This is a genomic window from Pseudomonas sp. KT_2_4, assembly GCF_041410225.1.
GTDB classification, from domain to species: domain Bacteria; phylum Pseudomonadota; class Gammaproteobacteria; order Pseudomonadales; family Pseudomonadaceae; genus Aquipseudomonas; species Aquipseudomonas paracarnis.
In genome coordinates this window covers 4,146,353-4,165,526 of the sequence record NZ_CP166962.1, presented here as the reverse complement: position 1 = coordinate 4,165,526, position 19,174 = coordinate 4,146,353, and the positions used below count along the sequence as shown (strand labels likewise).

Annotated in this window: 15 protein-coding genes; 9 read left to right on the top strand and 6 right to left on the bottom strand. The window is 60.6% G+C overall.

Annotated elements, in window-relative coordinates; translation table 11 throughout:
- Positions 1-13 precede the first annotated feature (13 nt).
- Positions 14-1,591 (top strand): M48 family metallopeptidase, encoded by a 1,578-nt coding sequence (locus AB9N64_RS19185; protein WP_032901798.1) that lies wholly within the window; start codon positions 14-16, stop codon positions 1,589-1,591.
- Between the two features lie 80 nt (positions 1,592-1,671).
- Here the strand turns inward: AB9N64_RS19185 and AB9N64_RS19180 are convergent, their stop codons facing one another.
- Entirely contained in the window at positions 1,672-2,988 is a 1,317-nt protein-coding gene (locus AB9N64_RS19180; RefSeq protein WP_014716498.1) for an OprD family porin, read from the bottom strand.
- A gap of 408 nt (positions 2,989-3,396) precedes the next feature.
- Between AB9N64_RS19180 and AB9N64_RS19175 the strand changes: the two genes are divergently transcribed.
- Positions 3,397-5,472: a TonB-dependent receptor gene (locus tag AB9N64_RS19175; protein WP_371359610.1), complete on the top strand. Its 2,076-nt coding sequence runs from the start codon at positions 3,397-3,399 to the stop codon at positions 5,470-5,472.
- A gap of 317 nt (positions 5,473-5,789) precedes the next feature.
- Here the strand turns inward: AB9N64_RS19175 and AB9N64_RS19170 are convergent, their stop codons facing one another.
- The 3 genes from AB9N64_RS19170 to AB9N64_RS19160 form a co-directional block, all read right to left on the bottom strand.
- The gene (locus tag AB9N64_RS19170; protein ID WP_014716496.1) at positions 5,790-6,005 is read right to left on the bottom strand and encodes a hypothetical protein; all 216 of its coding nucleotides are present in this window, start codon (positions 6,003-6,005) and stop codon (positions 5,790-5,792) included.
- A gap of 235 nt (positions 6,006-6,240) precedes the next feature.
- Positions 6,241-7,347, bottom strand: coding sequence for an agmatine deiminase (aguA, locus tag AB9N64_RS19165; RefSeq protein ID WP_019817883.1), 1,107 nt, complete (start codon positions 7,345-7,347; stop codon positions 6,241-6,243).
- A 121-nt stretch (positions 7,348-7,468) separates the two neighbouring features.
- Complete coding sequence (locus AB9N64_RS19160) at positions 7,469-10,378, bottom strand: aminotransferase (RefSeq protein ID WP_122365665.1); 2,910 nt, start codon at positions 10,376-10,378, stop codon at positions 7,469-7,471.
- Positions 10,379-10,529: 151 nt separating this feature from the next.
- Between AB9N64_RS19160 and rfbB the strand changes: the two genes are divergently transcribed.
- From rfbB to AB9N64_RS19125, 7 genes are read left to right on the top strand one after another with little or no spacing between them, the layout of a single operon-like run.
- Complete coding sequence (gene rfbB / locus AB9N64_RS19155; protein WP_014716493.1) at positions 10,530-11,612, top strand: dTDP-glucose 4,6-dehydratase; 1,083 nt, start codon at positions 10,530-10,532, stop codon at positions 11,610-11,612.
- Complete coding sequence (gene rfbA / locus AB9N64_RS19150) at positions 11,609-12,484, top strand: glucose-1-phosphate thymidylyltransferase RfbA (RefSeq protein WP_014716492.1); 876 nt, start codon at positions 11,609-11,611, stop codon at positions 12,482-12,484. Before rfbB ends, rfbA begins: the two co-directional genes overlap by 4 nt.
- Entirely contained in the window at positions 12,481-13,026 is a 546-nt protein-coding gene (gene rfbC, locus AB9N64_RS19145) for a dTDP-4-dehydrorhamnose 3,5-epimerase (protein ID WP_103451978.1), read from the top strand. The genes rfbA and rfbC overlap by 4 nt, the downstream gene beginning before the upstream one ends.
- Positions 13,023-13,904, top strand: a complete 882-nt coding sequence (rfbD, locus tag AB9N64_RS19140) for a dTDP-4-dehydrorhamnose reductase (RefSeq protein WP_014716490.1) — start codon at positions 13,023-13,025, stop codon at positions 13,902-13,904. The genes rfbC and rfbD overlap by 4 nt, the downstream gene beginning before the upstream one ends.
- A 34-nt stretch (positions 13,905-13,938) precedes the next feature.
- Positions 13,939-15,747 (top strand): ATP-binding protein, encoded by a 1,809-nt coding sequence (locus tag AB9N64_RS19135; protein ID WP_032901796.1) that lies wholly within the window; start codon positions 13,939-13,941, stop codon positions 15,745-15,747.
- Entirely contained in the window at positions 15,744-17,129 is a 1,386-nt protein-coding gene (locus tag AB9N64_RS19130; protein WP_020302411.1) for a sigma-54 dependent transcriptional regulator, read from the top strand. The genes AB9N64_RS19135 and AB9N64_RS19130 overlap by 4 nt, the downstream gene beginning before the upstream one ends.
- A gap of 26 nt (positions 17,130-17,155) precedes the next feature.
- The gene (locus tag AB9N64_RS19125; RefSeq protein WP_371360393.1) at positions 17,156-17,611 is read left to right on the top strand and encodes a YiiD C-terminal domain-containing protein; all 456 of its coding nucleotides are present in this window, start codon (positions 17,156-17,158) and stop codon (positions 17,609-17,611) included.
- Between the two features lie 127 nt (positions 17,612-17,738).
- Here the strand turns inward: AB9N64_RS19125 and cysQ are convergent, their stop codons facing one another.
- Positions 17,739-18,575: a 3'(2'),5'-bisphosphate nucleotidase CysQ gene (gene cysQ / locus AB9N64_RS19120; RefSeq protein ID WP_014716486.1), complete on the bottom strand. Its 837-nt coding sequence runs from the start codon at positions 18,573-18,575 to the stop codon at positions 17,739-17,741.
- Positions 18,572-19,138: an ADP compounds hydrolase NudE gene (gene nudE / locus AB9N64_RS19115; protein WP_014716485.1), complete on the bottom strand. Its 567-nt coding sequence runs from the start codon at positions 19,136-19,138 to the stop codon at positions 18,572-18,574. The genes cysQ and nudE overlap by 4 nt, the downstream gene beginning before the upstream one ends.
- Positions 19,139-19,174: the final 36 nt, after the last annotated feature.

Sequence of the window (19,174 nt, the reverse complement as noted above, 5' to 3'; positions counted from 1 at the left end):
AAGGAGCGTTGCGGTGAAGGGATATCTAGTAGCAGCCAGCCTGTTGGCCAGTTCGGTGCTCAGTGGTTGCGCCACCTTGAAAGGCGCAGACCAGGCATTTCTGAACCTGGTGGGGCCCTCGACCCAGTCCCGGGTTCAGGGCCATTACGTGGACAACAGCGACGTACGCCAGTATTACAAGCTCGACCCACAACGCCAGAGCAAACAGCGCCTGAGCTACGACGGGCGTGCGGTGCCGGCCGCTGAAGCGCGCCAGCAGAACCTGGTGGATATCCCCATGCTGCAAGCCTACCTGCAGGGCATTGTCACGCGCTTGTCCAAAGGCTGGCCGGGGGAGTTGCCGCCGCTGCAGGTGAAGATCACCGACAGCTATGGCTTCGGGCCGTCGGCAGACCCTTACGGCAATCTGTTCGTGCCGCTGGGCATGCTGGACAACGTCGCCAGTGAAGATGAAATCGCCGCGATGCTGGGCCATGAAATGAGCCACGTATTGCTGCATCACCATGACCGCATGGCCGCTTTCCAGCAGCAGAAAGACATGTTCACCACCGTCGCCTCCACGGTCGCCTTGGCCACCATGGCTGCCGATACGGGCGTGGACCGCAGCTCCGGTACGATGAAACTGTTCAGTAAAGACCCGGCCGGCACCCAGAAGACCATCGGTAATACCGTGCTGTACACCGCCCTGGCCAATACCTTTTCCGATCAGGTATGGAGCACCGCCTGGGGCCGCAGCCAGGAAGACCAAGCCGACTTGCTGGGCACCGACTTGATGATCCGCGCCGGTTACGCGCCGCGAGCCGCCACCCATAGCCTGGAACGCCTCAACGACTTCCAAGGCAAGCAGAAACCCTTGCTCACGGGGTTCCTCACCGCGCGCAAGAATGCCATGCAGGATTCGCTGCAGCAGTTCAATCTCAACCAGTTCACCAAAGAGCTGGACGTGCTGGTCAAGGATGGCTTGACCACCGGCCTCACCGCGACCAGCCAATATTTCAACCGCTCACATATGTCGGCCATGGACCGCGACACCGAGCTGCGCCAGTACTTGCAACGCGAATATCGCCAGGAACGCCGCGCCCGGGTCAACCCGCAAAGCTGGGCGAAAATGAAGAGCACGCCCCAGGTCGCGAAGGCTTTGCAGGGCTATAAAGACGCATACTTCGCGATTGATGCCCTGGAGAAAAACAAGGTGCCAGACGCTGACGCTTTCATCCGCAAGGCCCTGGCTTCGCCGGTAAAAGACCAGCCGAGCATTCGGCGCACTGCCTATACTGTGCGCCTGGCCCAAGGCAAAAACAGCGAAGCGGTGAAAGAGTTGCAGGCGATCAAGGACTGGTCCCTGGCCGGGCCTTCCACCTATGACTTGATGATCAGCTACCACCTCAAACGCGGTGACGGGCAATCGGCACTGGCGATGATCGACAAGGCAGAACGCAACCTGGGCTCGGAGGAACTGTTTATTACCGAAAAGCTGCTGGCCAACCAGCAACTGCAGAATGCGCAGCAGGTGCAAACGGTGTTGCGCAAGTGCGAGCAGTACCCGACACGCAAGGAAAACTGCAAGAAACTCGCGCCAGCCAAGGCCTAGGTAGCAGCCTCCAGGCATAAAAAAACCCCGAACCAGTCGGGGTTTTTTATGGCCTGGCATCAGGCACGACATTCGATCAATTAGAAAACGTTGATCGGGTAGTCGGCGAACAGACGGATTTCGTTACCGCCTACGTTGTACTCGCTGGCGTTGTTGGAAACGCGCAACCACGAGGCACGAGCACGCAGGCTCAGGTCTTTGGCTGGGCCGCTCTGTACCACGTACTTGAACTGGTTCCAGATTTCACGCTCGGTACCATCGCCACGGTTGGTACCGTCGTCGATGTTGGTACCGCGCACGTAGGCAATGTTGTAGGTCAGGCCCGGTACGCCGAAGGTGGCGAAGTCGATGCCGTAACCTGCTTGCCAGGAGCGCTCGTCCTTGCCGTTGAAGTCGGACCAGTAGGAGTTGGCCAGCAAGATGGTATTGCCGCCGTCGCCGATACCGCCGGCGTTGCGGTAGCCGCCGTACAGGTAGCCAGTGTCACCGGTGCTGCGCTGGTGAGCGATGGTGAAGCTGTGCGGGCCAACGGCCCACGTGGCGCCCAGGCTCCAGATTTTGTTGTCGCGCGCGTCAGCGTCTTTTTGGTTTTCCAAGGCGAAGCTGCGATCCAGCTTGGTCTTGTAGCCATTGAAGTCAAACGTCAGCGACTGCTGCTGCGGCAAGGCCAGCACGTAGTTGACGTTGACGTATTGCTTCTTCAACACGTCCTGCATGTCGGAGGCGTAAAGGGCAGCCGACAGGCTCTCGGTGAATTTGTAGCTACCACCGATATAGTCGATGCTTTTCAGGCGGCCGCTGTCGGTGCCTTCCATGCTCTTGCGCGCTTCTTTAGTGAAATGACCCGCGTCCAATTGCAGACCGGCGATTTCTTTAGAGACGATCGAAGTACCGGTGTAGGTTTCCGACAACAGGCGAGAGTTGTCGTACTGCAGCACAGGCACAGCCGGGAACTGATCACCGTACTTGAGTACAGTGTTGGAAACGCGGAACTTAACGGCAGCGCCGCCTTTGGCCAGGTCGTGCGGTGCCGAGCCTGGGTTTGGCTTGCCGTTGTCATCAAGAGTGCCGTTGCCCTGCTTGAAGAAGTCGATACCGCCGGCGCCAGCGCGACCTTTACCACCGTCCAGGCGGATAGCGTATTGGCCAATCACATCCACACCCACACCCACGGTGCCTTGGGTGAAGCCGGACTCGAACTTGCCGATGAAGCCTTGGCCCCATTCAGCTTTGTCCTGCTTGCCGTTTTTGTAGTCACGGCTGATGTAGGCGTTACGTGCTGCGATGTTCAGGTGGCTGTCTTCAACGAAACCCTTGGATTGCTCCTGGTCGTTTGCCATTGCTGTCGATGCGCTCAAAATCCCCAGAGCGATCAGACTCATCCGTTGCTTCAACATTTTCTTATATTCCTTATTACGGGTTGAGTACGCGCTGTGACACCAGGCTCCTATTGCTTTTTCTGGTGTCGACTTTGCCGGCAAAAAGAAGGCCCGCGGACGACTGAACTGCCGCAGGCCTTTTTTATTGGGATTAGTCATGGTGGTTAGCCACAGGCGTTGGGCGCAATCCTATGCGGGCGTTGAACTATGTGTCAATTTCGTGAATCGTCTGTATTTAGGCGATATTCGTCTAAGCGGCGAGCGGAGGCGCAGGGATGAAAGCCTGAAAAGCGCCTTGAATCCCCCTCGAAACACATTAAGTAACAAATCCGACAGAGCGGACGTTAGGGAATAGATAACACGCGCAAATGCAAAGCATTACCATTCGCGCACAATTTTCCTGCCACGTCATTTGGATACGCTCCCATGCCTGCCCCTCGCCTGACGCCCCTCTCCCTTGGGCTCTCTGTTCTGCTGTCTGCCGGTTTTGCCGGTGCGGCCACGGTCTTGCCTGAAACCTCGATCAGTGTGGAAGCAGACGAAGACGACCCACGGGTCAAGGAGACCAGCACCGCCACACGCACCGCGACGGCTGTTCGCTATGTGCCCCAGGCGATCGACTCAGTCAAAACCGAAAGCCTGCGCTCCTATGGCACCAACGAGCTGGGCCAGGCGTTGAGCGGTATCCCCAACGTCAGCAGCGGCGCCGATACACGCTTCGACAGCCTGCGCATACGTGGTTTCGACGCCAGCAATGACTTCTATCTGGATGGCATTCGCGACGACAGCCAGTACGTGCGCGACCTGCATAACATCGAGCGTATCGAAGTACTCAAGGGGCCGGCTGCGGTGCTTTACGGGCGAGGCGGCCAGGGCGGCATCGTCAACCGGGTGAGCAAAATGCCAACCCCAGGGCAAAAATCCAGCATCGAAGCCCAAGGCGGCAGCAACGATTTGCGCAGCCTGTATGCCGACCTGAGCACCGACCCCACCGACAACATCAGCCTGCGCCTGAACATGGGCAACCAGGATAACAACAGCTTTCGCGATGGCGTCAGCGGCAACCGCCAGTTGTTCGCGCCGTCAATAAGCTGGCAGCTCACTCCAGAGCTGAACTGGCTGGTGCAATACGAATACAGCCGTTACAACCGCACCCCAGACCGTGGCATTCCGGGCGTCAACGGGCGCCCGGCGGATGTGAGCCGCAGCACCACTTACTTTGATCACGGCGATTACATCGACGATAAATCCCAGTCCCTGCGTTCCAAACTCGCCTACGAGCTCAACGCCGACTGGCAACTGCGCCACACCCTCGGCGTGTTCAAGCTCGACAGTGATTTCGACAATACCTACCAGACCGGCTATGACCCGAAAACCAACAGCGTCACCCGCCAACACTGGCAGCAGGACCTGACCACCCGCAACGTGTTCAACAACCTGGAACTGGAAGGCGGTTTCGACACCTTTGGCCTGGAACACCGCCTGCTCACCGGTATTGAGCTGGGCAGCCAGCGCCGCGATCCGAAGCTGTACTCCGCTCGGGATGGCAGAACAGTGCCGAGCCTGGACCTCAACCAACCCAATCGCCGCCTGAGCCACACCGGGAGCATGCGACTGTCGAGTAACAACCACACCGAAGTCGAAAGCCGCGCCCTGTATGTGCAGGACCAACTGCGCCTGAGCGACCAGTGGCAACTGCTGGGCGGGCTGCGTTACGACCGTTTCGAAGTGGACACCACCAACAAGCTGCTCGACATCCAACAGAACGTGAAAAGCCACAGCACCAGCCCGCGGGTCGGCCTGGTGTGGACGCCCCTGGAACACCACTCGTTCTATGCTTCGTGGAGCAAGACCTTCACACCAGCCGGCGGCGGCCTGATCGGCATCACGCCGAACGCCACCGGCAACGCCAACGACCTGAGCCCGGAGCTGACCAAGCAAAAGGAAATCGGCGTGAAGAGCGACTGGTTCGACGAACGCCTGAGCACCACCCTGGCCGTGTACGAACTGGAACTCTACAACCGCCGCACCAGCGACCCGCTGGACCGCACCATTACGCTGCTCACCGGCGAGCAACGCTCACGCGGCGTGGAGCTGACCGCCACCGGCAAGATCGTCGACAACTGGTATGTGCGCGGCGGCGTGGGCCTGCAGGACGCCAAGGTCGAGAAGGACAACAATGGCTTTGAAGGCAAACGAATCAGCGACGTGGCCAAGCGCAACGCCAGCCTGTTCATCACCTGGAAACCGCAGATGGGCTGGTACGCGGAAACCGGTTTGACCCTGGTGGGTGATCGATATGCCGACAACCTCAACACCGTGGTGTTGCCGGGTTATGGCCGCTGGGACGCGCTGGCCGGGTTCCGTCAGAAAGAGTGGGACGTGAGGGCGGCGCTGAACAATATTGCCGACAAAAACTACTACGCCTCGGCGACCAGTGCGGCGCAGATTCAACCGGGGGAGCCGCGAAGCCTGGTGGTCACCGGTACCTACAGCTTCTGACACGCCTCATGTGAAACAAAGCCAGCCCCCACACTGGTTAGGCATTGCCCACAACATCAGCGCCTGGCGCAGATCCCTGTGGGAGCGGGCTTGCCCGCGAAAGCGGTGTGCCAGTCACTGAATGTTTAACTGAACCACCGCCATCGCAGGCAAGCCAGCTCCCACACTGGTTAGGTAGTGCCCACAACATCAGCGCCTGGCGCAGATCCCTGTGGGAGCGGGCTTGCCCGCGAAAGCGGTGTGCCAGTCACTGAATGTTTAACTGAACCACCGCCATCGCAGGCAAGCCAGCTCCCACAGTTGGTTTCAGGTGTTCTTTAGTTGCTCATTACCTCGCACAACGCCTGCACTTCATCCTCCGTGAACAACCCCAACGGGTAGCGCTCACTCATCACACTGCGCAAGTCAGACGCTTGCCTGGCCTGTCGCGAGCCGTTCGCCTTCAACCAAAGGGCCAACGCATGGATGGCGTCACCGTCGACCCGCAAAGGGTGGAACGTACGCGTGTTCATCAGGTGGACATCGGCATTCATTTCAGCGCTCTCTCCTGCTGCGTGAGCGGCTAACTTACTCAAGGTTTGTGACAGAACTACGCGGTCATCCCCCTTGGGCCACTGTAACCAAAGCGATACAAGAGCTATGCCAATGTGCCCTGTTCATTGGCATACAGGCATGAAAAAGCCCGCGACCGGGCTGGGTCGCGGGCTTGCGGGGAACACTGCAAACGCGCGGTGCTCGTACGCCATCAAGGCGCTGTTACAACTGCACTCACTTTCGCTGCGGAGCTGGCTGCTGCTGGGTCAGGCAATGGATATTGCCCCCACCCAGTAACAGTTCGCGGCCCGGCACCATCACCACTTCATGCTGTGGGAAAAGGTTCTGCAGGATCTGCTTGGCCTGGTCGTCCAACGGGTCATCGAAGCTCGGCGCGATGATGCCGCCGTTGACGATCAGGAAGTTGACATAGGAACCGGCCAACCGCACGGTCGGATTACGCTCCTGGCTGCCCTCAACCAGGTCTACCCCGGCGCATTCCTCCTCAGTGGCATACAGCGGACCCGGGATCGGCATTTTATGCACGATGAACGAGCGGCCCTGGGCATCGGTGCTGCTTTGCAGCACGTCCATGGCTGCGTGGCAGCGTGGGTAGTTCGGGTCTTGCGGGTCATCGGTCCAGGCCAGCAACACTTCGCCCGGGCGCACGTAGCAGCAGAAGTTATCCACATGGCCGTCGGTTTCGTCGTTGAACAGGCCATCCGGCAACCAGATGATCTTATCCACAGCCAGGTTATCGCTGAGCACCGCCTCAATAGCCGCACGATCAAGGTGTGGGTTGCGGTTGCGGTTCAACAGGCATTCTTCGGTGGTGATCAGGGTGCCTTCGCCGTCGACATGAATCGAACCGCCTTCAAGCACGAAGCCTTCAGTGCGGTAACGCGGTGCGCGCTCCATCTCGAGGATCTTGCCTCCCACTTGGGAATCGCGGTTCCACGGGGAATACAGGCCGCCGTCAAAACCACCCCAGGCGTTGAAGTCCCAGTTCACACCCCGTACTTCACCACTGCCGTTGATCACGAAAGTCGGGCCGGTGTCGCGAACCCACGCGTCGTCATTGGACATTTCCACCAGGCGGATATTGGGTACGTCCAGGCGGGCACGGGCGTTTTCGTACTGGCTGGCGGAGACCGCGACGGTCACCGGCTCAAAACGTGCGATAGCCTTGGCCACCGCCACATGGGCCGCCTGCGCAGGCTTACCGCCCAGGCGCCAGTTGTCTGGGCGCTCGGGCCAGATCATCCAGGTCTGGGTCTGGGGCGCCCATTCGGCAGGCATATGAAAGCCATCGGCGCGAGGTGTGCTGTGCAAGGTGGTCATGGCGATCAGGGCTCCGAATGGGGTGAAGGGCAACTTTATAATGGATAAAAATCGGCTTTAACAGACTAAAAACATGATAGGTGCTCGGGTCTGCAAAAAATAGCCGATAACAATCGATAAATCACAGTTGTTCATCCAGCACTTTGGACAGCATGTCCACAAAGAAGTCCACGCTGCGCCTGGACGTCACCATCGGCGGCTTGATTTTGAGGATATTCAGATAATCACCGGTAGGTTGCATGAAAATCCCCAGCTCCCGCAGGCGATCACACAACAAGGCGGTTTCTGCCGTCGCAGGTTCCAGGGTGTGGCGATCACGCACCAGTTCAAGGCCCAGATAGAAGCCCGAACCGTGCACGGCACCGACGAGTGGATGGCGATCAATCAATTCCTCCAGTCGTGCCTTGAAATGCCCGCCTACCACTTGGGCGTTTTCCCACAGCTTTTCCTCTTCCATCACGTCCAGCACTGCCATGCCGATCCGGCAACTGACCGGGCTGCCTCCCGATGACGAGAAGAAGTAACCCTCGGCCTCCAGCGCCTCGGCAATCTCTCGGCGGGTAATCACTGCGCCCAACGGCTGGCCGTTGCCCATGCCCTTGGCCATGGTAATGATGTCAGGCACCACACCCTGCTGTTCAAACCCCCAGAAGAAATGCCCCATGCGGCCGTAACCCACCTGCACTTCATCGGCGATGCACACGCCCCCCTGGGCACGCACCAAGCCATACACCTGTTGCAGGTAACCCGCTGGCAGGGAGATGCCACCGGCGTTGCCGTACACCGGTTCACAGATAAACCCGGCCAATTGACGCTGGCTCGCGGCGATTTTCGCCAGGTTATGCTCAACACTTCGTACATAGTCCGGCGCGCTGTCCGGCCCGCGGAATTCACCGCGGTAAGTATTGGGCGCGGTCACCGGGTGTACCCAATCCGGGCGGCTGCTCAAGGCCTGGGGGTTATCGGCAATCGAGGTGGACACGGCATCCGCCGCCACCGACCAGCCGTGGTAGGCCTCCAGCACGCTGAGCATGTCGCGCCCGCCGCTGTAGGCCCAGGCCAAACGAATCGCCAGGTCATTGGCCTCCGTGCCGCTGTTGACCAGGAACACCCGGTCCATGCCCTGTGGCGCCAACGCCAGCAGGCGCTCGGAGAACTCGGCAATTGCCGCATAGTGAAAGCGCGAGTTGGTGTTGAGCAACGACCATTGCCGAGCCGCCACCTCAGCCATGCGCGGGTGGCCATGGCCCAGCACGGCCACGTTGTTGAGCATGTCGAGGTAGGATCGGCCCTGCATATCGATCAGGTGGTTACGCCAGCCGCGCTCGATACGCGGTGGGTCGGCGTAGTAGTGCTTCTGGGAGCGGGCAAAGCTGGCATCCCGCCGGGCCAGCAGGGCCTGCGGGTCCAGTTCGGGCTCAGCATCACAGGCCAGGCCCAACAGCGCCGAGGGCGACGGGCACAACGCCTGCCACGCCAACGCCCGGGAAGGTGTGCAGAACAGCGGCGGCTCAAGGTCGGCGCGGCATAACTGCACAGTCAACGGCGCCTGCACCTCGCCCAGCACCTGCCCTTTGACCAGCGTTGCGCCGGGCTTGAGTGACGTGCGCACGCCCCACAGGCGCAGGCTCAGCTCACTGTCGTGCAAGCACAGCAAGCCGTCGGCACCTTCGCGCAGCGTTCCCGCAAAGGGTGCTTCCAGAACCGTGCCGTGAGGCAGGTGCAGTTCGACATGCAGGGGTAATGTCTCGGGCTCTAGCGCACTGTCGGGGCGGGTGCGCGACAAGCGGTATTGCCCATAACGACTGGCCGCCAGCCCATGCACCGTCGCCGCTTGATCCAGCAAGCGCCGATCGATGCCGGGAGTTTCCCAATTGCCAGCCTCGAAATGCGGGCTGAGTACGCCCAGGTCGATCAGCGCGAACTCGCGCCCCACCAAGCCTGGCAATAAAGGCGCGAAGTCTTGGTTGGCGACGGGCGGTAATGTTTCACCGACGCTGCACAGAATCGCTGCTTGCATGAGTTCAAAGGGCACCGACGTGGCGATATGGAAGATTTCCCACTCGTGTTCGGCGTTTTTCTTTAGATAAACGTTATCCGGGTCCAGGCATTGCTGCTGCTCACTGCTGAGCACCAACACTGCCGCGCGGGCGACGATCAACGGCCACAACACCTCCAACTCTTCGCGCTGCAACGGCGTGACAGCGTGGCAGGCCTGGATCGCCGGCAAGAGGGCAAACGGATCACCGTCGGCATGGTGCAACAGCGCCGCGCAGGTCACCGACAGGTCGGCAACTCGCCAGGTACGCACCAGATCGCCAAAATCGATCACGCCTTGTATACGCCAGTGCCGCTGGGCATCACGCTGCCACACCACATTGTCATCGGTGATATCCATGTGCACCGCTTGCCACGGCAGGTGTGCCGCCAACGGCTGGACATGCGCCTCGACCTGCCTGGCCACCTGCTCCAAAGCAGCACGCTGCGGCAGGTCGGGCAAGGTTGCCAGCAGGTGGGCGATCAATGCCTGCGCGTGGCGCGGGTCCCATTGCAGGGTGCGCGCAAGGCCAGGGTGCTCGAAATCTGCCAGCGCGAGGCTCATCTGCCCGCACAGCTCACCAAAGCCTTCGATCACGGTGCGGCTCAGGTGGGGTAAATGCGTCAGGGGCTGGCCGTCGATGTAGCCCAATAGTCGCAGGTGCAGGGTTTGGTCATCGACGTTGACCGTCAGTAGATCCTCGCCCTCCACGGTCGGGATGACCTTGGGCACGCGCAGGCCGGGATGCGTGCCCAGGCTGTTGAGGGCCGCATGCTGGGCCTGGAGTTCAACCGCGGCGTAGTCACCTCGGCAGATCTTCAGAACAAAGCGGCCCCGAGTGCTGTCAACTCTATAGTTGAGATCTTGTTGACTGCCCAATGAGCGTAATTTGCCCGTCATTCCATAATGTCGCTCGAGCAGGTGTGCTGCCTGTTCGGGGGTTACTTGTGGGCAAGGCAAGCTGGCACGGTGGGTCAACGTGGCTAACGACATTGTGACGACCTTTGTTTTTTCAGGCGTCTATATCGCCATTGTTCTGTGGCGTTAATCAACCCCTTCTGCTCACGGTGCTTGCGCCAGCCCGATTCACAACTCAAGCTATGCTACTTTCGCCCAGTGTCCGTCTAAGGAAAAGGCCCTCGACATGCGCATTCTCATCACCGGCGGTGCCGGATTTATTGGCTCGGCCCTGATCCGGCACTTGATTCAACACACTGAGCATGAAGTGCTCAACCTGGACAAGCTGACTTACGCCGGCAACCTCGAGTCGCTGACCAGCATCGCGTCCAACAGCCGCTATGAGTTTGTCCAGGCCGATATCATCGACCAGGCCACCGTCAGCGCCGTGCTCGCACGCTTCGAACCCGATGCGATCATGCACTTGGCGGCCGAGTCCCATGTGGACCGCTCCATTGACGGTCCGTCGGATTTTATCCAGACCAATATCGTGGGCACCTACAGCCTGCTGGAAGCCACGCGCGCCTATTGGCAGAAGCTGGCAGAGCCGGCAAAAAGCGCGTTCCGTTTCCACCACATCTCCACTGATGAGGTGTATGGCGACCTGCATGGCGTGGACGACCTCTTCACCGAAACCACGCCTTACGCCCCCAGCTCGCCTTATTCCGCGAGCAAGGCGGCGTCCGACCACCTGGTACGCGCCTGGCAGCGCACCTATGGCCTGCCGGTGCTGTTGACCAACTGCTCGAACAATTACGGGCCGTTCCACTTCCCCGAAAAATTGATCCCGCTGGTGATTCTCAATGCCCTGGCGGGCAAGCCACTGCCGGTGTATGGCGATGGTCTGCAGGTGCGTGACTGGCTGTTCGTCGAGGATCACGCCCGTGCGCTGCTCACAGTGGTCACCACTGGGGTTGTGGGCGAAACCTACAATATTGGCGGCCACAACGAACAGAAGAACATCGACGTGGTACGCGGCATCTGCGCCCTGCTGGAAGAACTGGCGCCGCAACGCCCAGCCGGCGTGGAGAAATTCACTGACCTGATCACCTTCGTCAAGGATCGCCCAGGCCACGACCAACGCTACGCCATCGACGCCAGCAAGATCGAACGCGAACTGGGCTGGGTCCCGGAAGAAACCTTCGAGACCGGCCTGCGCAAAACCGTGCAGTGGTACCTCGATAACCTGGAATGGTGCCGCAGGGTCCAGGACGGCAGTTATCAAGGTGAACGACTGGGCAATACTGACGTGAAGGATTTGATCGCATGATGAAGGGAATTGTATTGGCCGGCGGTTCCGGCACCCGTTTGCATCCCATTACCCTGGGCGTGTCCAAACAGTTGTTGCCGGTATATGACAAGCCGATGATCTACTACCCGATCTCGGTACTGATGCTGGCGGGGATTAAGGACATCCTGGTGATCTCCACACCAGTGGACTTGCCCCAATACCAGAACCTGCTTGGCGATGGCAGCCAATTCGGCGTGCGCTTCACCTACGCGGAGCAGCCTTCGCCGGATGGCTTGGCCCAGGCGTTTATCATCGGCGAAGAGTTCATTGGCGATGACCCTGTGTGCTTGATCCTGGGGGACAATATCTTCCACGGCCAGCATTTCGGCGAGCAGCTGCGCACTGCGGCGGAACGCCCCTCAGGCGCTACCGTGTTCGGTTACTGGGTCAAAGACCCTGAGCGTTTCGGTGTAATTGACTTCGATAGTGAAGGCCGCGCCCTGTCCATCGAAGAAAAACCGGCTAAGCCTAAGTCCCACTACGCCGTGACCGGCCTGTACTTCTACGACAACGACGTGATCAAGATCGCCAAGGCGGTCAAGCCGTCGCCACGCGGCGAGTTGGAGATCACCGACGTCAACAATGCCTACCTCCAGCGTGGCGATCTGCACGTTGAACGCTTCGGTCGTGGTTTCGCCTGGCTCGACACCGGCACCCATGACAGCCTGTTGGAAGCCTCGACCTACGTTCAGACCATCGAGCACCGCCAGGGCTTGAAAGTGGCCTGCCTGGAAGAAATCGCCTACGAAAACGGCTGGATCGATCGTGACTATCTGCTGGAACGTGCCAAGTACTTTGGCAAGACCGGCTATGGTCAGTACTTGTACTCTCTCGCTGGGAATCCTAAATGAATGTGAACGCCACTGAACTGCCCGGTGTATTGATCATCGAGCCCAAGGTTTTTGGCGATGAACGTGGCTTTTTCTATGAAAGTTTCAACGCCCGGGATTTTGCTCAGGCCAGCGGTCTGGAACTGCAGTTTGTGCAGGACAACCACTCGCGCTCGCAAAAGGGCGTGCTGAGAGGCCTTCACTATCAGGTAGAACACGCCCAAGGAAAATTGGTGCGTGTGACCGCCGGAGAGGTACTGGACGTTGCGGTGGATATCCGCCGCAGCTCACCACATTTCGGCAAATGGGCCAGCGTGCGCCTATCGGCCGAAAATAACCGCCAGCTGTGGATTCCACCGGGCTTCGCCCACGGTTTTGTAGTACTCAGCGAATACGCAGAATTCCTCTACAAGACCACGGATTACTACACACCGTCTGCGGAGCGGTGCATTCGCTGGGACGATCCTGAACTGAGCATTGATTGGCAGTTGGCGGGCCCACCCACCTTGTCTGCCAAGGATCAAAACGGTAAAAACCTGAAAGACGCGGACCTGTTCCCGTGACAGCCTCCCTAAAAATCCTCATCACCGGCCAACACGGCCAAGTCTCCCAGGAGCTGCAACAGCGGCTCCAGGACCTGGGCGAACTCATCGTCCTGGGCCGCGACCAGCTTGATCTGGCAAACGCAGACCTTATCCGCCAACAAGTGCGCGCCCATCGCCCCGGCCTGATCATCAACGCGGCGGCCCACACCGCCGTCGATCTGGCCGAGAGCGAGCCGGACGCTGCGTTCGCCATCAATGCCATCGCCCCCCGCATCCTCGCCGAAGAAGCCAAGGCCCTGGGCATCCCGCTGATTCACTACTCGACCGACTACGTGTTCGACGGCACCAAACCTGCCCCGTACACCGAAAGCGACACGCCGAACCCATTGGGTGTCTACGGCCAGAGCAAGCTGGCGGGTGAGCAGGCGATTGCGGCTGTTGGCGGCCAGTACCTGATCTTGCGTACCAGCTGGGTCTATTCGGGCCATGGCAAGAATTTCCTGCTGACCATGCAACGCCTGCTGCAGGAAAAAGCGCAGATGCGCATCGTTGCCGACCAGATCGGTGCGCCGACCTGGGCCGGGACTATCGCCAACAGCACCCGCGTGCTGATCGAGCAGTGGCAGGCCGGTAAGGCAGGGGATTGGGGTGTTTACCACCTCACTGCCCAGGGTGAAACCTCGTGGTTCGGTTTTGCCGCGGCGATTGGCGAGCAACTGCGCGCCGAAGGCAAGGCCTGCGCCGAGCTGGAACCGATTCCTTCCAGCGCCTACCCGACCCCCGCCAAGCGCCCGCTGAACTCGCGCCTGGACTGCACGCGCCTGCAACAGCAATGGCACGTCAGCCAGCCACAATGGCAAGACGCATTGCACGAGTGTCTTGCACAGCAGCACTAGGCATAATGCGCCTGTACTCACAGGCGCGACTTCCATGACCCCACCCCTTGCGCGAAGACCCCGCTGGCGCAGCCTAGCCCTGCTGGCTCTGTGCCTGGCACCGCTGTTGTGGCCGCTGGAGCATTTGGCCGAGCGCTATTACCGCAGCGAACTGGCCGGGCAAAATCGCCAGACCCTCGACCTCTACGTCGCCAACTTGCTGGGCACCCTGCACCGCTACGAAATACTGCCGCAGATCCTCGGTGACTTACCGGCCCTGCGTACTGCATTGGACGCTCCCCATGTCAGCACCCACCTGGTCAGCGCCAACCAGTTGCTCAAGGATGTCGCCGCCCAGGCCGGGGTAGAGGTGATGTATCTGATGGACACCACCGGCAAGACCCTCGCCGCGTCCAACTGGGACAAACAAGACAGCTTTGTCGGGCGCAACTTTTCCTTCCGTCCGTATTTCAGCGAAGCCATGGCCGGGCGCCTCGGCCGGTTCTTCGGCCTGGGCACCACCTCGGCCAAGCGCGGCTACTTCTTCGCAGCAGCGGTACGTGACGGCGATACTATCATCGGGGTGCTGGTGGTGAAGGTCGACCTGGACCATACCGAAAGCCTGTGGGGCAATACCCCCGAACAACTGTTGGTCACCGACCACAACGGCGTGGTGATCCTCACTTCGCGCCCGCAATGGCGATTCCGCGCCACGCGGCCACTGACCGCCGAAGAACGCCAGGCCATCATTGCTATCCAGCCCTACCCCACCCGCGACCCGCAGCCACTGAGCCTCAGCAGCAGCGCTTGGCTGCGCCAATCCACAGCCATCGCAGAGACCGGCTGGAACGTGGAAATCCTCGCGCCGCGCTCGCTGATCAACCGCCCGGTGCGCACGGTCGTTGCCGTGGGCGGCGCCACGTTGTTGGTGCTGATGCTGTTGCTGGGGTTGCTGATGCAGCGCCGCCGGCACTACCTGGAACGCATCGCCTTCGAAGCCAAGGCCCGCCGCGAGTTGGAAATGCGCGTGGCCGAGCGTACCAGTGACCTGGAGGGCCTTAACCGGCGCCTTAAACAGGAAGTGCTGGAGCGCGAGCATGCCCAGCAAGAACTGGTGCGCGCTCAGGACGACTTGGTCCAGGCCGGTAAACTGTCGGCGCTGGGCACCATGTCGGCGAGTATCAGCCATGAACTGAATCAGCCACTGGCGGCGATTCGCAGCTATGCCGAAAACGCCGAGATCCTGCTCGACCATGAGCGCACCAACGATGCCCGTGGCAACCTCAAGCTGATCAGCGAATTGACCGGGCGCATGGCTTCGATTATCGCCCACCTGCGTGCATTCGCCCGTCGCGACCGGCATGCGCCGGAGAGCGTGGCTTTGCAACCGGCGCTGGACGACGCCCTGGCATTGCTGGCCAAGCGTCGGCGTTCGATGGAGGTGGAGTTGATCCGCGACCTGCCAGAGGCAACCCTGTGGGTGCAGGCTGGTGAAACCCGCCTGCGCCAGGTGCTGGGTAACCTGCTGGCCAATGCCTTGGACGCCCTCACCGAAAAAGGCCCGCCACGCAAACTCTGGCTGAGTGCCGAAACCACGCCCCATGGCGTCAACTTGTATATTCGCGACAACGGCCCGGGCTTTTGCATGGAAGCCCTGGGCCGCGCCAGCGAGCCGTTCTACACCACCAAGACGCGCACCCAGGGCCTGGGCCTGGGCCTGGCGATCTGCGACACGCTGATGCGCGCCTTTGGCGGCGAACTGTTGTTCGCCAACCACAAGGAAGGCGGCGCGCTGTTAACCTTGAAATTACGTGCCGGCTCGCCGGGCGTCAGTCTGCAACCGTCCGAGGACCGCAGTGTATGAGTATCGACAACTCGATTCAGGTGGTATTGATCGACGACGATCCACACCTGCGTCAGGCCCTGTGCCAGACCTTAGACTTGGCCGGCCTGAACGTCCTGCCCCTGGGAGAAGCCAACGGGCTCACCGCACGTCTGTCCCGAGACTGGCCGGGCGTGGTGGTCAGCGACATCCGCATGCCCGGCATGGACGGCCTGGAATTGTTGGCCGAACTGCACGGCCAGGACCCCGACCTGCCGGTGCTGCTGATCACCGGCCACGGCGACGTACCGCTGGCGGTGCAAGCCATGCGTGCCGGCGCCTATGACTTCCTGGAAAAACCCTTCGCCAGCGACGCGCTGCTCGACAGCGTGCGCCGCGCCCTGGCCCTGCGCCGGCTGGTACTGGACAACCGCAGCCTGCGCCTGGCTCTCAGCGACCGCCAGCAACTCAGTACGCGCCTGGTAGGGCACTCGCCACAGATGTTGCGCCTGCGCGAGCAAATCGGTGCACTGGCCGCGACCAAGGCCGATGTGCTGATCCTCGGCGAAACCGGGGCAGGCAAGGAGGTCGTCGCCCGCGCCCTGCACGACCTCTCAAGCCGACGCAGCGGCCCGTTTGTGGCGATCAACGCCGGAGCACTGGCGGAATCGGTCGTGGAAAGCGAACTATTCGGCCATGAACCGGGCGCGTTTACCGGCGCGCAAAAGCGCCGCATCGGCAAGTTCGAGTTCGCTAATGGCGGCACGCTGTTCCTCGATGAAATCGAAAGCATGAGCCTGGATGTACAGGTCAAGTTGCTGCGCCTTTTACAGGAGCGCGTCGTGGAGCGCCTGGGTGGCAATCAGCTGATCCCGCTGGATATCCGCATTATCGCCGCCACCAAGGAAGACCTGCGCCAAGCCGCCGATCAGGGCCGTTTCCGTGCCGACTTGTATTACCGCCTCAATGTGGCGCCGCTGCGCATTCCCCCGCTACGGGAACGGGGTGAAGATGCGCTGATGCTGTTCCAGCACTTCGCCGACGAGGCCAGCAGCCGCCACGGCCTGCCCTTACACGAACTGCAACCGGGCCAGCGCGCGCTGTTGCTGCGCCACAGCTGGCCGGGCAATGTGCGGGAACTGCAAAACGCCGCGGAGCGTTTCGCACTCGGCCTGGAGTTGGCCCTGGATAACGCCCAGGACCATCCCGCCGCCGGCGTGCTGACCTCCACGCCCGGAGGCCTGAGCGAGCAAGTCGAACAGTTCGAAAAAAGCCTGATCGCCGCCGAACTGACCCGCCCCCACAGCTCCGTGCGCAGCCTCGCCGAAGCCCTGGGCGTGCCGCGCAAAACCTTGCACGACAAACTGCGCAAACACGGCCTGAACTTCGCCGACAGTGCCAGCCAGAGCGCCGATGACGAATGACATCGTCCACCTACGAAGAGGCCGCCATGAGCCGCGATAGCCGTTACCTGGAATCCATCCTTCACCATGACATCCCACTCACCCGGGAAATGGGCCTCAGGGTGCTCGACTGGCAACAGGACCAGCTGCAACTGCACCTGCCCCTGCAAGCCAATATCAACCACAAGAGCACCATGTTTGGCGGCAGCCTCTACTGCGGCGCCGTGCTGGCGGGTTGGGGTTGGCTGCACCTGAAGCTGCGTGAAGCCGGGATTGAAGACGGGCACATCGTGATTCAGGAAGGGCAGATCAGCTACCCGCTGCCGGTGACCCAGAACGCGACAGCCGTTTGCGCGGCGCCGGATGAAAAGACTTGGAAGCGCTTTATGGCGACCTATCAGCGCTATGGGCGGGCGCGGTTGGCGCTGCAGACGTGGATTGTGAATGAAGGCAGTGCAGCGCGTGCCGTCGTCTTTACCGGCCAGTACGTCCTGCACCGCTAGCAGCCATTACATAAAACAAATGTGGGAGCTGGCTTGCCTGCGATAGCGGTGGATCAGTCAATACCTGTACGACTGACACTCCGCCATCGCGGGCAAGCCCGCTCCCACATGTTGCTCTGCAGTGATCTTAAGATCTGGCCAGGGTCAGCAGCCGATCACGCCAGGCGGCCTTGGCTGGCAATGCCAGAAAGAACGGGTTCAGCAGCGACTCCCGCGCCGGGTAGCTGAACGGCTTGCCATCCAACTCCAGCACTTCGCCCCCCGCCCCTTCCAATACACCCTGGGCCGCTGCGGTATCCCACTGCGACGTCGGCGCCAGGCGCGGATAACAATCGGCACTGCCCTCAGCCAGCAAACAAAACTTCAACGAGCTGCCGATATTCGCCAGTTTCAACTCGCCCAAGCCCTCGCTCAAACCATCTAACAGACGCTCCTGCTCAGGGCTGGTATGACGACGGCTGGCCACCACGGTAAAGGCTTCGCCCGCAGCCCTGGCCTGGCGCACTTGAATCTGCTTGGGCGCGGCATTGACGTCCGAACGCCAAGCCCCCAGGCCCGCGCCGCCGAAGTAGCAACGGCCAGTGGTCGGTATCGACACCACGCCGAACACCACGCGGCCCTGTTCGATCAATGCAATATTGACGGTGAACTCTTCACTGCCAGAAATGAATTCCTTGGTGCCATCCAGAGGGTCCACCAACCACCAACGCTGCCAGCCGGCACGCACGCTCTGATCGATATCGGCGTCCTCTTCAGACAGCACTGGAATGCTTGGGTCCAGCGCGGTGAGGCCAGCGAGAATCAGATGGTGGGCAGCCAGGTCAGCAGCCGTCACGGGAGAATCATCCGCCTTGGACGTCACGGCTACCTCGGCACGCCAGTACGGCAGGATGGCTTCACCCGCCTGCCGAGCCAGTTCAATGACCGGAGCGATAAACGGGTGGCCTAAAAACAGTTCGCTCATGCGGTGAACGCTCCACGCTGGGTCAACAGGTCTCTTACCAGATACAGCGCAGCCAGGGCACGACCTTCGCTGAACTGCTCGTTTTGCGCCAGCGCCGACAGCTCACGCAGGTTGACCCGGTCTACCCGCATTGGTTCGGGCTCATCACCTTCAAGACGCTCTTCGTAGAGATCGGTAGCCAACACCACCTGGATCTTCTGGCTCATATAGCCGGGCGACAATGACAGCTCGGTGATGTGCTCCAACTGCCGTGCACCGTAGCCGGCCTCTTCCTTGAGTTCGCGGTCTGCCGCTGCAAGCACGTCTTCGCCGGGCTCGATCAGGCCTTTGGGCAACGACAATTCATATTCGTCAGTGCCGCCGCAGTATTCTTCCACCAGCACTGCATGATCTTCATCGATCATCGCCACAATCATCACGGCGCCATAGCCCGTGCCACGCCCGACAAGACGCTCGTAGGTGCGCTCAACGCCATTGGAAAAGCGCAATTGCACTTCCTCCACGCGGAACAAACGGCTACTGGCGACTATTTCGCGGGCGAGGACAGTGGGTTTCTGGCGCATAAACGGCTCCTTGGCGTGATCGGGTTACTATACCGT